The organism is Budvicia diplopodorum (genome assembly GCF_009800925.1).
Lineage (GTDB): Bacteria > Pseudomonadota > Gammaproteobacteria > Enterobacterales > Enterobacteriaceae > Budvicia > Budvicia diplopodorum.
Genome location: NZ_WOYF01000013.1, coordinates 48213 through 62980 on the forward strand (window position 1 = coordinate 48213; position 14768 = coordinate 62980).

At 47.6% G+C, this 14768-nt stretch carries 14 protein-coding genes; 5 read left to right on the forward strand and 9 right to left on the reverse strand.

What is annotated here, in order from left to right:
• Positions 1-36: 36 nt before the first annotated feature.
• Together tesB and GVI43_RS12025 are read left to right on the forward strand one after the other, a co-directional pair.
• A complete protein-coding gene (tesB, locus tag GVI43_RS12020; RefSeq protein ID WP_159567105.1) occupies positions 37-906 on the forward strand; it encodes an acyl-CoA thioesterase II in 870 nt (289 codons plus the stop codon).
• A gap of 261 nt (positions 907-1167) precedes the next feature.
• Complete coding sequence (locus GVI43_RS12025; RefSeq protein ID WP_159567106.1) at positions 1168-2469, forward strand: HAAAP family serine/threonine permease; 1302 nt, start codon at positions 1168-1170, stop codon at positions 2467-2469.
• A 282-nt stretch (positions 2470-2751) separates the two neighbouring features.
• Here GVI43_RS12025 and amtB read toward each other — a convergent pair whose 3' ends face one another.
• From amtB to GVI43_RS12055, 6 genes are all read right to left on the reverse strand, one after another.
• Positions 2752-4038 carry an ammonium transporter AmtB gene (amtB, locus tag GVI43_RS12030; RefSeq protein ID WP_159567107.1) on the reverse strand — a complete coding sequence of 429 codons (1287 nt, stop codon included), beginning with the start codon at positions 4036-4038 and terminating at the stop codon, positions 2752-2754.
• A gap of 38 nt (positions 4039-4076) precedes the next feature.
• Positions 4077-4415, reverse strand: a complete 339-nt coding sequence (gene glnK, locus GVI43_RS12035; protein WP_159567108.1) for a P-II family nitrogen regulator — start codon at positions 4413-4415, stop codon at positions 4077-4079.
• Positions 4416-4922: 507 nt separating this feature from the next.
• Positions 4923-5120, reverse strand: coding sequence for an acid shock protein (locus tag GVI43_RS12040; RefSeq protein ID WP_159567109.1), 198 nt, complete (start codon positions 5118-5120; stop codon positions 4923-4925).
• Positions 5121-5156: 36 nt separating this feature from the next.
• Positions 5157-5366, reverse strand: a complete 210-nt coding sequence (locus GVI43_RS12045; RefSeq protein ID WP_159567110.1) for an acid-shock protein — start codon at positions 5364-5366, stop codon at positions 5157-5159.
• A gap of 36 nt (positions 5367-5402) precedes the next feature.
• Complete coding sequence (locus GVI43_RS12050; protein ID WP_159567111.1) at positions 5403-5612, reverse strand: acid-shock protein; 210 nt, start codon at positions 5610-5612, stop codon at positions 5403-5405.
• A 709-nt stretch (positions 5613-6321) separates the two neighbouring features.
• Positions 6322-7227 carry a LysR family transcriptional regulator gene (locus GVI43_RS12055; RefSeq protein WP_159567112.1) on the reverse strand — a complete coding sequence of 302 codons (906 nt, stop codon included), beginning with the start codon at positions 7225-7227 and terminating at the stop codon, positions 6322-6324.
• A gap of 160 nt (positions 7228-7387) precedes the next feature.
• Here GVI43_RS12055 and GVI43_RS12060 point away from each other — a divergent pair, with 160 nt between their 5' ends.
• The 3 genes from GVI43_RS12060 to GVI43_RS12070 all read left to right on the forward strand — a co-directional run bounded on the left by GVI43_RS12060 (position 7388) and on the right by GVI43_RS12070 (position 10528).
• Complete coding sequence (locus tag GVI43_RS12060) at positions 7388-8029, forward strand: hydrolase (protein ID WP_159567113.1); 642 nt, start codon at positions 7388-7390, stop codon at positions 8027-8029.
• A 65-nt stretch (positions 8030-8094) separates the two neighbouring features.
• Positions 8095-8637, forward strand: coding sequence for an antibiotic biosynthesis monooxygenase (locus GVI43_RS12065; RefSeq protein WP_159567114.1), 543 nt, complete (start codon positions 8095-8097; stop codon positions 8635-8637).
• Between the two features lie 22 nt (positions 8638-8659).
• Positions 8660-10528: an amidohydrolase gene (locus tag GVI43_RS12070; protein WP_159567115.1), complete on the forward strand. Its 1869-nt coding sequence runs from the start codon at positions 8660-8662 to the stop codon at positions 10526-10528.
• A 110-nt stretch (positions 10529-10638) separates the two neighbouring features.
• On the opposite strand, the gene GVI43_RS12075 is transcribed toward GVI43_RS12070, so the two are convergent.
• The 3 genes from GVI43_RS12075 to GVI43_RS12085 all read right to left on the reverse strand — a co-directional run bounded on the left by GVI43_RS12075 (position 10639) and on the right by GVI43_RS12085 (position 14741).
• The gene (locus tag GVI43_RS12075; RefSeq protein ID WP_159567116.1) at positions 10639-12420 is read right to left on the reverse strand and encodes a SmdB family multidrug efflux ABC transporter permease/ATP-binding protein; all 1782 of its coding nucleotides are present in this window, start codon (positions 12418-12420) and stop codon (positions 10639-10641) included.
• Positions 12413-14152: a SmdA family multidrug ABC transporter permease/ATP-binding protein gene (locus GVI43_RS12080; protein WP_159567117.1), complete on the reverse strand. Its 1740-nt coding sequence runs from the start codon at positions 14150-14152 to the stop codon at positions 12413-12415. The genes GVI43_RS12075 and GVI43_RS12080 overlap by 8 nt, the downstream gene beginning before the upstream one ends.
• Positions 14153-14279: 127 nt before the next feature.
• Positions 14280-14741, reverse strand: a complete 462-nt coding sequence (locus GVI43_RS12085) for an Lrp/AsnC family transcriptional regulator (RefSeq protein WP_159567118.1) — start codon at positions 14739-14741, stop codon at positions 14280-14282.
• Positions 14742-14768 lie beyond the last annotated feature (27 nt).

The following is a 14768-nucleotide window of genomic DNA, read 5'->3' on the forward strand; positions in this document are numbered from 1 at the left end:
CACTCTGCCAAGACACTCAGACAGGATCCCCTCGCGATGAGCGAAATATTAGAAACGCTTTTAACCCTGCTTCAGTTGGAAAAAATTGATACCAACAAATTCCGCGGACAGAGCCAGAATTTAGGCTTACGCCAGCTATTTGGCGGTCAGGTTGTAGGCCAGTCACTTTCGGCGGCTAAACAGACCGTACCGGAAGAACGTAAAGTCCACTCGTGTCACAGCTACTTTTTACGTCCGGGCGATAGCAAACAGCCTATTGATTATGAAGTGGAAATTATTCGCGATGGTAATAGTTTTAGCACTCGCCGGGTTAGCGCAATTCAAAACGATCTAACCATTTTTTATATGACCGCCTCGTTTCAAAGCGATGAGCCGGGGTTCGAACATCAGGCAGCCATAATGCCGAACGTTCCGGCTCCTGAAACCTTAGCTTCAGAAACCGATATTGCCAAAAAAGTAGCGCATCTGATTCCTGAATCAATGAGAGCGCTATTTTGTAATGAAATGCCAATCGAGATGCGCCCGGTCAAGTTTCATAACCTGCTCAAAGCAAGCGTAGACCAACCGGTAAGGTACGTGTGGCTAAGGGCTAACGGCACCATGCCCGACGATTTAGGAATTCATCAATACCTGCTGGGCTATGCATCAGATTTCAATTTTCTCCCTACCGCGCTTCAACCTCACGGTGTCGCACTGCTTCAACCGGGTATGCAGGTCGCGACCATAGACCATTCCATTTGGTTTCATCGCCCTTTCCGGCTGGATGAATGGCTACTTTACGCCATTGAAAGTCCAACAGCATCGGGAGCCAGAGGATATGTCCGCGGGCAGTTTTTCACCCGAGACGGTGCGTTGGTCGCATCAACCACGCAGGAAGGCGTCATTCGCCACCACACGACTAAATAGTAACGGCCGCTTTCGCGGCCTGAATTACCGCTATCAGCCACGCGTCACTGCGTATCAAAGGATTTTTATTTCACCGTACAATTTTCAACCAACACATTGACCTTGCCATTCAGTTAAAACACAAATTATTACACTATGTTTTAGCTAGAAACACCGACTAACCCGCTAATTATGTGATCGAATCTATATCTTCTTATAGCCACTCCCCCTAGAATGTGCGCGATTTCGAATATTCTATTAGTAACTCAATGAGGTTTTTCAATGTCGGTTAAAGACATCTCTGATTCGATCCCTGACTCAACAGCTCAGAATCAGGCTTCAGCATGGCAAAAACAAGATACTACTTGGATGTTAGGCCTATACGGCACGGCCATTGGAGCAGGCGTTCTTTTTTTACCCATTAACGCAGGCTTAGGCGGGATCTGGCCTTTGGCGATCATGTTGATCATCGCTTTTCCTATGACCTATTATTCACATCGCGCATTAACCCGTTTTGTGCTTTCCGGCTCATCCCGTAACGGAGACATTACTGAAGTTGTTGAAGAACATTTTGGTAAAATTGCCGGCGTTCTGATTACCCTGCTTTATTTCTTCGCGATTTATCCAATTTTGTTGATTTATAGCGTTGGTATTACCAATACCACCATCAGCTTTATTGAAGTTCAGTTAGGTATGACCTCGCCACCGCGCTGGTTACTGTCGATTGTCCTAATTTTGGGCCTGATGACCATCGTTCACTTTGGGCGAGATATGGTGGTAAAAGCGATGAGCATTCTGGTATATCCGTTCGTGGCAATACTGATGCTACTGGCGCTTTATATGATCCCAGAATGGACCGGTGCCATATTTCAACAGGCTAACACCAGCTTTGATGCCGCCAGCATTAAAGGGCTTCTGTTAACCATGTGGTTAATTATTCCGACCATGGTTTTCTCATTCAATCACTCGCCGATTATCTCCTCTTTTGCCGTGAGCCAAAAAGAGACCTATGGCAAGAATGCCGATGAAAGAAGCGGAAAAATCTTGAAATACGCACACATGATGATGGTAATCACCGTGATGTTCTTCGTATTCAGCTGCGTATTGAGCTTAACGCCGGAAAACCTGGCTGAAGCCAAAGCGCAAAATATTTCAATTCTTTCTTACTTAGCGAATCACTTCCATACTCCGCTGATTGAATACGTTGCGCCGGTGATTGCATTCGTTGCGATTACTAAATCATTCTTAGGACACTATCTGGGCGCTAGCGAAGGTATGCAGGGATTAATGATTAAATCTCAGCGTTCACGCGGTAAAGCAATCAAGATGAGAAACTTAGAGCGCATCACTGCGGTGTTTATGATCGTCACCTGCTGGATTATCGCTACGCTTAACCCAAGCATTCTGGGCATCATTGAAACCCTCGGTGGCCCGGTTATCGCGATGATTCTATTTATGATGCCAATGTATGCCATCAGCAAAGTGCCGGCGATGCAGAAGTATCGTGGCTATTTAAGCAATATTTTTGTGATTGGCATGGGCCTGATTGCTATTTCAGCCATTCTTTACACCCTGTTTGCCTGATGATAACGACGAACTAAAAAAGACGGCATGCGCGCGCATGCCAGTCAGTTCAGGGTAATCAACATCCTTGAAACTATAATCTACTTGATTATCATCAGTCCTTCTCCGTCGTCACCCCGGTGAAAACCGGGGCCCAGTCTTTAAGCCAAGTGTTAATTTGTTAGCTAAAACCTAGATCCCGGCTTTCGCCGGGATGACGACATGATAGGACCGTATTATGTAAAAATGTTTAACTGACCGGCATGCGCATGCCGTCTTTTTTATGCAAACTAGCCTAATCCGCTACTGATTATATGCCCTTTCCCCGTGGCTGTTGACGTCAAGACCTTCGCGTTCCAGCTCTTCCGAAACCCGTAACCCTACGCAAATATCGGCCACTTTAAAGGCAATCAGCGCCACAACCCCGGACCACACAATACAGACGCCTACGCTGGCAGCCTGAACGCCAATTTGTTTAAGCATGGTCACCCCCTCTGCGTAGCCTGTACCACCAAGCGCTGAAGAGGTCAGAATACCGGTCGCAATACAGCCAACAATACCGCACACGCCGTGTACACCAAACACATCGCAGGTATCATCCACGTTTAGCCAGGACTTGAGCATCACTACGCCCCATAGCCCTGCAATACCGGCGACCAGCCCCAGAATTAATGCCCCACCAATTCCAACGCTTCCTGCCGCTGGCGTAATGGCGACCAAACCGGCAATACAGCCGGAACACGCACCCAGCAGAGAAGGCTTACCGCGCGCCATCCACTCGGTAAAAAGCCATGACAGAACGGCACCCGCCGTAGCAACCACGGTGTTAATAAAGGCCAGCGCTGCAATCTCGTTTGCGCTGCTGGCTGAACCGGCGTTAAATCCAAACCAGCCGATATACAGAATGGCCGTTCCGGTAAACACCATCGGCAAGTTGTGTGGTTTAAACGCTTCCCGACCAAAGCCACTGCGTTTACCGACCAGATATGCCCCGACTAAGGCCGCCGTTGCGGCATTAATATGTACGACAGTACCGCCAGCAAAATCGATAGCGCCAAGGGTAAACAGGTATCCGCCTCCCCATACCATATGGGCCATGGGTAAATAGGCTAAAGTGAACCAGATAAGAATAAAAAGTATTACCGCAGAAAATCGGATCCGCTCCGCAAATCCACCAACAATCAAGCCTACGGTAATACAGGCAAAAGATGCCTGAAAAACAACGTGAATCAGCTTATAGAACGTTCCTATAACATCGGTTAAATGAATATCTTTAAGCATCACACCATGAAAATTGCCAAAAAACGCGTTGCCTTCGCCAAAAGCCAAGCTATAACCGTAAATCACCCACAGTACGCAAACCAATGAGAACGTGGCGATGACCTGAGTCATCAGAGACAACACATTTTTGGAACGCAGCAAACCGCCATAGAACAGCGCAATGCCGGGAATGCTCATAAATAGCACCAGCGCGGTACATATCATCATAAAGGCATTATCTGCTTTATCTGCCACGTTTTCAGCGGCCATCGCCACTCCGGGTATCACTACCGAGAGGCCAATAATCAGTTTGGATAAGAGTATTTTCATCGCTATTCATCCTTCATCAAATTCAAGCTGGTAATAACTTACAAAGCATCTTCATCTGCTTCGCCCGTACGGATACGAACAACCCGCAGCAGCTCAGTGACAAATATCTTCCCATCGCCAATTTTGCCGGTATAGGCAGACTGCGTAATAGCGGCAATTGCGGTATCAACCTGATCGTCAGACATAGCAATGTCTATTTTCACTTTGGGTAAAAAATTTACGCTATATTCCGCGCCCCTATATAGCTCTGCGTGTCCCTTCTGACGGCCAAATCCTTTAACTTCACTAACGGTTAACCCTTGAATACCAATTGAAGATAAGGCTTCGCGCACATCTTCCAATTTGAAGGGTTTAATCACTACAGTGACAAGTTTCATATGCCTCTCCTCAGATAGCGGGTAACGCTTTAACGCAATTAAGTAATTCACCAACCATTGAATAACAGCAAGTAACATGCCAGTTTTTTAAACAACGCCATTAGCCAACCAATAACGGAGCCAACGACAAAGAGGCGCTGTTGATTAACGATTAATCATACCGGCTCAAAATAGAAATGAATCACCTTACAAATCAATAACAATTAAACAACGCTTATTGCGTAAACGCAGAGGGAGTACCGGCAGCATAGGCGATATATATTTATTTCCGCTGACTCTTTCAGAACATATAAAATAATAAAGATAGGATTAACAAAATAAACCGACGGGAAATAAGAAGAGAGTGCGCCGCACTAATGTAGTGCGTAAACGTTAATTAATTGACTCACAAAGAAGCACCAAAGCTATGGGTTATCGTCCCGCGATTTATATTGCACCATAAAAAAACCCCGTATCCGGGGTTTTTAAAATTATGCTTCAGGCATTTATTTAATAAGAAGTCACTCATTAAGCGGCTGGCGTAGCGGCTTCTTTCTTAGCTTTATTGTGCTTTTTGTGTTGCTTGGTCTTGTCACCGGCTTTATGAGGCGCGGCTGAAGATTGCTCGGTAGCTGCCTGAGCCGGTTGAGTGACGGTTTCAGCCGCGAACGCCGTGCCAGACAGGACAAACATAGATGCGACAGCCAGTGATAATAATTTTTTCATTTGATATACCCTGATTATAAAAATGGATAGCGTTAATTATTTAGCAGCGGGTTCAGCGGCTACTTTAGCTTCTTTTTTAGCCATAGAGTGTGCTTTATGATGCTTAGTCTTCTCGCTGGCTTTATGCGGCGCGGCTGAAGATTGCTCAGTAGCTGCCTGAGCCGGTTGAGTGACGGTTTCAGCCGCGAACGCCGTGCCAGACAGGACAAACATAGATGCGACAGCCAGTGATAATAATTTTTTCATTTGATATACCCTGATTATAAAAATGGATAGCGTTAATTATTTAGCAGCGGGTTCAGCGGCTACTTTAGCTTCTTTTTTAGCCGTAGAGTGTGCTTTATGATGCTTAGTCTTCTCGCTGGCTTTATGCGGCGCGGCTGAAGATTGTTCAGTAGCTGCCTGAGCCGGTTGAGTGACGGCCTCAGCAGCGAACGCGGTGCCTGACAGAACGAACATGGTTGCTGCGGCCAGTGATAATAATTTTTTCATTTGGTATACCTCGAAGTAAATTAATTGTGTTCTTATTTAACTTATTCAGCGGCAGACTAATCAACTAACACATTGATTCCTTTTCGTTGAATCTGAAATGAATTCTAGACCGAGTTTTGTCAATGACCGTAAAATCAAAGTAATTAGAGTGTAAATTAGATGTAACTCAAAAACTTACGAATATTAACAGGCAAAAAAAACAAACAAATCATTATTAATCAATAGAAAAGCCACTTACGCATTGTAGCCAAATCAGGTCAAAAGCATAAATCATGCCATATTTACTCACACGCATTGATAGAATTATCTATTAACAAATAAGATATTAATTGGCCAACGAGAAAAAATTCAACATCATGTTTTTGCTATAAATATTACTTATAAGGTAGTGATATTTATAATCCTGACATTAAAGCACCAGAAATGGGCTAAGAGGGTAAAGAATGTGAATATATAAATTAAATGTAACGACATTAACAATTTGTCGATTTTTAATATATAAATTCTATTTGTGAAAAATAAATACTTATGTATTACCCCCCTTATTTATATACGTTTATTTTGCTCAATATGATAAATAGACCGCGTATTCTTATATCCAACCGAAAAAAACGTCGTCTTTTTATTATTTTTGAGTTTGAGATATGGTGGCCAAAACAAGTTAGCGCCATCGCTGATGTTATCACCCATAAAAAACGATATTCGCGGCTTAGCTTTGATAAAGCCTCTGCATAAAATCTTCATTAATGATCTGGTCCCTCCACCAGCGTGCAGCTATCCCCTCATCATGAGCACGCCAGCCAATATAGGTCACATCGGTTTTCCTATACGATTCAACCTGTTTTTCTACCAGTTCTCCACTAGCGACCAAGGGTTGGGCTATGTGACGGGGCAAAAATCCGCAGCCTAAGCCCGCGGTTAACAACAAAACTTTACTATGAAAATCATATACCGCTATCCGCTCCTGCTCTTCGATAAAATTGGTATTGATGGTATGGCAGATTCTTGCCGTGTCACCAATAAGTACCGCGATGTGATGGCGAATATCATCATATCGAAGTGGGCGTTGTATAAAAGCAAGCGGATGAACCGGTGAAACCACAAACACATTATCTAACGTACCGAGCATCTTGTAAGCGTATTCAGCCGAAGTCGGTGGCTCGTTGATTGCCCCGAGAATAATGCTAGCGCCGTTGTGGATTAATTCTTCCCACGATCCCGCCAAGGAGTGATGGGTAAAGTTAAGCGTGGTTTTCTGCCCAAGGGAATAAAATGACTTTATCAGCGGTAGCAAAAGATGAAAGGGAAATGAGCTGTCCAGCGCGATGGTTATCGTTTTTTCCCAGCCGATAGCCGATTGTATTGCCTGTTTTTCCAGATCTTTTGCCATATTCAGCAGCATACGTCCTTTTTCCAAAACGATGCGGCCGGTATCAGTAAACCGCGCGCGATGGCCAGAACGATCTAACAATTGAACGTCTAGATCTTTTTCCAATTTTTGTATCATGTAGCTGAGTGCAGCCGGCGTTTTATAAAGTGATTCAGCCGCTGCTGCAAAGCTACCGTATTTGTCCAAAGCATCCAGAATCATCAATACGTCTAAATTTACCCGCATATTCTTTGCCTCTAGAAATGTTAAAAGCTTTATCACCAAAAAATAATTAAATAAGACGTTAGAAATTTTCAGTTATCAATTTTCGGCTCAGGAACAGACACTAGCTCAGTTATATCTGGTTGAGCTAAACATCAATAAAGTAATAATTGAGGGGAAAAAAATGTCTATCCGTGAACTCATCAACCCAAGTAACTCTACACTGATTTTTATCGATCACCAGCCTCAAATGGCGTTTGGCGTCGCCAATATCGACCGTCAAATTCTGAAAAACAACACCGTAGCCCTGGCAAAGGCCGGCAAAATTTTTAATGTGCCAACTATATTTACCTCAGTAGAAACCCAAAGTTTCAGCGGCTACATCTGGCCAGAGCTATTGGCCGTTCATCCCGAGGTGAAACCGATAGAACGTACCTCGATGAACTCTTGGGAAGATAAGAACTTTGTTGAAGCAGTAAAAGCTATCGGTCGAAAAAAACTCATCATGGCCGCACTGTGGACCGAAGTTTGCCTCGCGTTCCCAACGTTAATGGCGCTGGAAGAAGGCTATGAAGTTTATGTCGTGACGGATGCATCTGGCGGTACCTCCGTAGACGCACATGAACGCGCAATTGACCGTATGGTTCAGGCGGGTGCTATACCCGTAACCTGGCAACAGGTTCTATTAGAGTATCAGCGCGATTGGGCTCGTAAAGATACCTATGATGCCGTGATTGATTTAGTACGTGAGCACAGCGGTGCTTATGGCATGGGGGTCGATTACGCCTACACCATGGTGCACGGGGCGCCAGAGCGTAAAGCCTAACGCTTCATTTTCAGGGCGGTGTTTCCGCCCTGATTGACTTCCCTTTTCTGATTCTGAGTATTCATATGGCCGACAATAATTCCTTTACTCTACTGATTACTCATTCTCTCCAACCGGGGCAAGCCGCACGCTATGAACAGTGGTTGGAAAAAACAATGCCGATCGCGGCGCGTTTTCCCGGCCACCTCGGGGTGCACGTTATTCGTCCCACGGTTGGAAATAGCACTTACAACGTGGTGATACGCTTCGATACCCTCGAACACCTCAATGCTTGGGTCAATTCGCCCGAACGACAGGCGCTCGTTGAAGAGATCGGGCCTGTTTTGAACGACGATGACAAAGTCACCGTACATACTGAAGCCGCCTTCTGGTTCACGCCAGAAAGTACCAATATGAAACAGCCACCGAGGTGGAAACAGTTTCTTATTACGCTACTGGTCATTTTTCCAAGTACCAACTTGATCCCATGGATAACGGAAAAAATATTTCCTCAATTACACGGCACGTTAGGACTACATTTTATAAATGACGCCTGCGTGGTGATGTTAGTAGTTTGGCTATGGATGCCGATGATGACCAGACTGTTTGCAAGTTGGCTTAAAAAGTAAGACTTCGTAAGGAGATCGGTTTATGTCACAACATGCTTCACTAATTTTTACCAACGGCCAGTTTCATACGCTGGATAGTGAGAATCCGCTGGCTGAAGCGGTGGCGATTAAAGATGGCAAAATTCTCGCCGCCGGAACGACGTCTTGGATAATGAGCTTTGCCGGTGAGGGAAGCCTGATCGTAGATCTTAAAGGCCACACGGTCATTCCTGGCCTCAACGATTCTCATCTTCATTTGATCCGAGGCGGGCTGAACTATAACCTCGAATTGCGTTGGGAAGGCGTGCCCTCATTGGCAGATGCATTACGAATGCTTAAAGACCAAGCGATACGCACGCCGTCGCCCCAATGGGTTCGCGTAGTGGGCGGTTGGACTGAATTTCAATTTGCCGAACGCCGCATGCCCACAATTGAAGAGTTAAATGAAGCCGCACCGGATACGCCCGTGTTTGTACTGCATCTCTACGACCGTGCGCTACTTAATCGCGCAGCGCTGAGAGCGGTCGGCTATACCAAAGAAACGCCCAACCCTCCGGGAGGCGAGATTGTCCGCGATAGCCAAGGCAATCCGACCGGCATGCTGATCGCCAAACCAAATGCGATGCTGCTCTACTCCACGTTGGCTAAGGGGCCAAAACTGCCGCTGGATATGCAAATAAATTCAACGCGCCAGTTTATGCGCGAACTGAACCGCCTCGGTATTACCAGCGCTATCGACGCTGGCGGGGGCTTTCAGAACTATCCTGAAGATTATCAGATCATCGAGCAGTTGCACGCGCAAAATCAGATGACGGTGCGCGTTGCCTATAACCTGTTTACTCAGCGTCCTCAGCATGAACTGGAAGACTTTGAGAGATGGACCGACATGCTTAAGCCCGGGCAAGGGACCGATTTCTACCGGGCTAACGGCGCGGGGGAAATGCTGGTGTTCTCGGCCGCGGATTTTGAAGATTTCCTTCAACCACGCCCCGACTTGCCGGACGGCATGGAGGCGGAATTGGAACGCGTAGTACGGCATCTGGTTGAACATCGCTGGCCATTTCGGTTACACGCCACCTACAACGAATCCATTGGCCGAATGCTAAACGTTTTCGAGAAGGTTAACCAAGATATCCCCTTTAACGGTTTGCACTGGATATTCGACCACGCCGAAACGATTACAGAACAGAATATCGAACGGGTTAAAGCGTTAGGCGGCGGCATTGCCGTACAGCACCGAATGGCTTTTCAGGGAGAGTACTTCGTCGACCGTTATGGCATGGAGGCAGTGAAGCAGACGCCGCCCGTGGCCAAAATGTTAGCTGCCGAAGTACCGGTTGGGCTAGGAACCGATGCAACACGCGTAGCGAGCTATAACCCATGGACAGCGCTCTATTGGCTGGTTTCCGGGCGTACCGTTGGCGGAATGCAGATGTACAGTGAAAGTAACCGACTACCCCGCGATATTGCACTGGAGCTTTGGACCGCCGGCAGCGCCTGGTTCTCAAGCGAAGAGGGAAAGAAAGGAAGGATCAAGGCCGGGCAGTTGGCAGATCTCGTAGTGCTTTCTCAGGACTATTTCAGCATTCCAGAAGAAGCGATTAAAAGCATTGAGTCAGTAATGACCATTGTAGACGGCAAAGTCGTGTATGCCGCAGGAGCCTTTACGCCACTGGCACCACCGCCGATACCGGTGGTTCCGGACTGGTCCCCCATTGTGAAGGTACCCGGTCATTATCGCTCAACGCCGCCAGATACGGCAAAAGTTGGCATGATGACAACGGTTCATCAGTGCTGTGGCAGCTGTAACGTTCACGGACATCAGCACGATATCGCGCGCAAATCGTCTATTCCAATCAGTGATGAAACGGCATTCTGGGGAGCCTTTGGCTGTTCGTGCTTTGCGTTTTAATCGCCTACTCGGCGTAACCTCGCCCCCACTCTACGTGGGGGCGTCTTGATTAATGGAAGATATTCAATCTTGCAAACGCAGGAATCGGCTCAGAAACAACGGCTTCATTTCTACTCCTGATACTCAAGCTCCGTTGCCGCCAGCTGTAGCTGATGCATCTGATAATAGCGGCCTTTCATTGCCAGCAGCTGTCGGTGAGTACCGGTTTCCACAATCTGCCCGCGGTTTAGCACCACTATCCGATCGGCCTCAACGATGGTCGACAAACGGTGAGCAATCACCACCAGCGTCGTTTTATGCCTTATGGCACTGAGCGCCTGATGAATCGCCTGCTCAGTACCGGAGTCTATATTGGCGGTGGCCTCATCTAAGATCAGAACTTCCGGCGTCTGAACCAACACCCGAGCCAGCGCCAATAGCTGCTTCTGACCAACGGACAGATTATTCCCCTGCTCGCCCAGAATGGTATTGATACCGTTAGGCATGCCGTTAACCAACGCGTCCATTTGCGATATTTGCAGCGCTTGCTTAACCCGCGCCTCACTAATGTCGCGCCCTAGCGCGACGTTGGCATACACCGTATCGGCCAGAACAACCGGATCCTGTTGCACCATCGCAACGCCGGATCGCAAAACCTCATGGCTGAGTGAATCTAAAGGCCGATCGTCTAAATAGATCTGGCCGCCGTTCAGCGGATAATATCCCATCAGTAAGTTAGCCAGCGTACTTTTACCGCTGCCGGTATGCCCGACTAGCGCAACAAAACTGCGCGACGCAACGGAGATATTTATATCTTGCAGTACGCATTTCGCCCGATTGTAAGAGAAGTTAATGTGGCGGATATCAATCTTGCCCGACAACAACGGTCGGTTATCGGTACCATACGTTTGCTGCACGCCGTCCATCAGTTCGAAAATACGCTCACCGGCCACCACCGCCTGCTGCATCATCGCCTGTTGCGATGTCAGCTCGATCAGGGGTTCATTCAATCGGGAGAGGTAGTTGATAAAGGCATACAGCACGCCGACGCCAATAGAACCTTCAGGGCTAAGCCCGAACAGGACCAACAGACCGCTGAGAATCATCGCGGAGATCAAACTTAGCAAAGGCCGCAGCAGTAAACTTTCCATCCGTAGCGTTTTTATCCGCATACGGTAATGCTCCTGACTGGTAGCATTAAGCCGCTCGCCAAAACGAACCTGCTGGCGGAACTGCTGTAATACGGCCATACCGCCAATTGCCTCGTTAAATCCGTTATTAATATCGGCCAGCAGGCTACGCACCTGACGAATGATCGGCGTACTAACGCGCTGATAGATGGTCATCAGCATAATAACAATAGGAAAAATGGTAATCGCGATCAGTGCCATACGCCAGTTAAGGCTAAACATCGCAATCAGCATCGCACTGACCAACGCTGCGCTGCGCAATACCGTAGCCACGACGGTCACGTACAGGTCTTTGATAACCTCAGTATCGTTAGTCACTTTTGAAATCAGCTGCCCTACCGGCTGGGTATCAAAAACTGAAATGGGCTGCTTAAGTGCCGCATCCATGACATCACTACGTATAGTCTGTACTACGCCAACGGCAGCATGATTAAACAGCAGTGCCTGATTATAACGCAGGGTCGCTGCCGCTATTTGAAGCAATAAGAATAGCGCACCCAGCCCGGCCACCTTCTCTATCGGCATGGAGTTTCTGGCCACCATGGTATCGATAAAATAGCTGATAATAACCGGCCCGCACACTTCGGCGCCCGCAGCCAACCACAGCAAAAGCGCAGCGATAGTTAAAGGCTTACGGTAAGGAAGCCCATAGGTCAGCAGTCGTTTTAAGGTTGGCCACAGCTGCTGGAATTTTGGGGTTATTTTAAGATTTATTTCACTCATCTAAAGCCGCTTCCAGTTGCTGATAACGATATATGTTCCGATACCATCCTGATTGTTCAGAAAGCTGAGCATGGTTGCCCCGCTGAGCAATATGCCCATCCTGTAGCACTAAGATTTCATTCGCGTGCAGCAGGCCAGAAAGCCGGTGAGCGCTGATAATCAAGGTACGACCTTCCCCCCAGCTGCGCAGGTTTTGTAAAATCTGATATTCGGTCCGGCCATCAACCGCAGACAGCGCGTCATCAAGCACCAAAATTTCACTTTCCAACAGCAGCGCGCGGGCAATGACAATACGCTGCTTTTGCCCGCCTGACAGCATCACGCCCCGTTCACCCACTTCCGTGTTATACCCGTGCGCGAGGCTGAGAATATCGTCATGAACGCAGGCCAAAGCGGCAGCGCGCTCAATGTCATCCTGTGAAGCACCCGGCCTGCCCAGCGCGATATTCTCGGCAATGCTGGCAGAAAACAAAAACGGCGTCTGGCTCACTACCGATAAGCGGGCCCGCCATTCATCGAGCTTTAACTGACGAAGCGGCAGCCCATGAAAGCAGATATCACCGTCGGTGACGTCAAACTGACGCAGGATCAAAGCCAGCAACGTACTCTTACCGGAACCGGTCGGCCCACATAGCCCCAAGGTTTCCCCCGGAGCCAGCCGGGCGCGAATACTTTCCAGCGTAGGGGCATCCGCCTGCGGATAGGTAAACCGGCGAATATTAATCTCTAATACTCCGCGCGCTGCCGGAACCGAAAGTTCACCATCGGCCACTTCGGGCATTTCAGTGAGCAAGCTTGAAATCCGGCTATAGGCCGCACTACCGCGTTCAACGATGTTAAACATCCATGCCAGCGCGAGCATAGGCCAAATCATCAGGCCCAAATACATCACAAAGCTGGTCAGTTGACCTAAGGTCAGCTGATTGTTAATCACCATCCAGCTCCCTCCGCCTACCGCCAGCATATTGGCGCAGGCAACGGACAGGTAAATGGTCGGATCAAACCGGGCATCAACCCGGGCAACCATCATATTCTTGCTGCCGGCGTCCTGAGCCACGTCGGCAAACAGCCGCGACTGGTAACGCTCAAGCCCAAAGGCTTTAATCATGCGGATGCTGGTTAAGCTTTCTTGAGTTCTATCATTTAGCGCAGAGAACGCTGCCTGAGCTGTTTTAAACCGGCGATGCAGTTGATCGCCAAAGCGTTTAATAAAAATGGCCATAAACGGCATCGGCAGCAAAGAAAGTAGCGTTAGCTGCCAACTGATCTGAGTACTCATGACAACCAGCACCGCTAACCCGATCACCATAGAATCCACCATCGTAAGCACCCCCTCGCCCGCGGCAAACACCACTTTATCGACGTCATTGGTCGCTCTGGCAATCAAATCGCCGGTACGGTGGCGCAAATAAAAATTGGGATGCTGGCGGCTAAGCTGATGATAAAAATTGTCCCGTAGCTTAACGGCTAACTGATAAGAAGCGCCAAACAGCAGTACACGCCATACATAGCGCAGCAGATAGATCGTCAGGGCCGTAGCGAGGATGGTACCAACCCACATCAGTAATACCGTTGCGCTCATTTGCTGATGGGTAATGCCATCAACAATGGTTCCGACCAGTTTAGGCGGAAGCAACTGTAATAAGGCGATAACCATCAGCAACGTCACTGCGCCTAAGTAGCGTTTCCACTGTAATACGAAAAACCAACGCAGTTGGGAAAACAATTTCACTTAATTAATCCGATAGTTAAAGTAAACAATGCTGGCAATTTTCGGGCAAGGATCGGGGCGAAAAACCACCCGTAGAATATCATTTCCATCAAGACCAAATGAAACTATTTCTCATTTAGCCGACCAATCATTCGGGAATCGGTAAGCAGGTCGTGAACTTAATTTCTTCCATTGAAAAGCTGGAAGTCACATCGCTTAAGCCCGGAACGCCGTTGACCAAACGCTTATAAAAACGGTCAAAACTCTTCATGTCGGTAACCTGCACCCGCATCAGATAATCATATTCTCCGGCCATGCGATAAAATGCCATCACTTCAGGCATTTCGCTGACTTGGTTAACAAAAGTCTGATACCACTCGCTGCTATGACACTGGGTTTTAATCAACACAAACGCCGTCAGGGCTAAGCCTAGCTTTTCAGCGTCCAACAGCGCCACCTTATTACGGATATACCCGTCATCTTCTAATCTTTTCAGCCTTTTCCAGCACGGCGTTGAAGTTAAGTTTACTTCATCAGCCAAAGCCTGAAGGGAAAGCGTGCAGTCCTGCTGCAAAAGATTAAGTAGCTTTCGGTCAATTCTGTCTAACATAACGGCACCAGAGAGAAAATATTTCTC

Coding starts and splice junctions, on each gene's coding strand:
- tesB (WP_159567105.1), top strand. CDS start 37: ATGAGCGAAATATTAGAAACGCTTTTAACCCTGCTTCAGTTGGAAAAA.
- GVI43_RS12025 (WP_159567106.1), top strand. CDS start 1,168: ATGTCGGTTAAAGACATCTCTGATTCGATCCCTGACTCAACAGCTCAG.
- amtB (WP_159567107.1), bottom strand. CDS start 4,038: ATGAAAATACTCTTATCCAAACTGATTATTGGCCTCTCGGTAGTGATA.
- glnK (WP_159567108.1), bottom strand. CDS start 4,415: ATGAAACTTGTCACTGTAGTGATTAAACCCTTCAAATTGGAAGATGTG.
- GVI43_RS12040 (WP_159567109.1), bottom strand. CDS start 5,120: ATGAAAAAATTATTATCACTGGCTGTCGCATCTATGTTTGTCCTGTCT.
- GVI43_RS12045 (WP_159567110.1), bottom strand. CDS start 5,366: ATGAAAAAATTATTATCACTGGCTGTCGCATCTATGTTTGTCCTGTCT.
- GVI43_RS12050 (WP_159567111.1), bottom strand. CDS start 5,612: ATGAAAAAATTATTATCACTGGCCGCAGCAACCATGTTCGTTCTGTCA.
- GVI43_RS12055 (WP_159567112.1), bottom strand. CDS start 7,227: ATGCGGGTAAATTTAGACGTATTGATGATTCTGGATGCTTTGGACAAA.
- GVI43_RS12060 (WP_159567113.1), top strand. CDS start 7,388: ATGTCTATCCGTGAACTCATCAACCCAAGTAACTCTACACTGATTTTT.
- GVI43_RS12065 (WP_159567114.1), top strand. CDS start 8,095: ATGGCCGACAATAATTCCTTTACTCTACTGATTACTCATTCTCTCCAA.
- GVI43_RS12070 (WP_159567115.1), top strand. CDS start 8,660: ATGTCACAACATGCTTCACTAATTTTTACCAACGGCCAGTTTCATACG.
- GVI43_RS12075 (WP_159567116.1), bottom strand. CDS start 12,420: ATGAGTGAAATAAATCTTAAAATAACCCCAAAATTCCAGCAGCTGTGG.
- GVI43_RS12085 (WP_159567118.1), bottom strand. CDS start 14,741: ATGTTAGACAGAATTGACCGAAAGCTACTTAATCTTTTGCAGCAGGAC.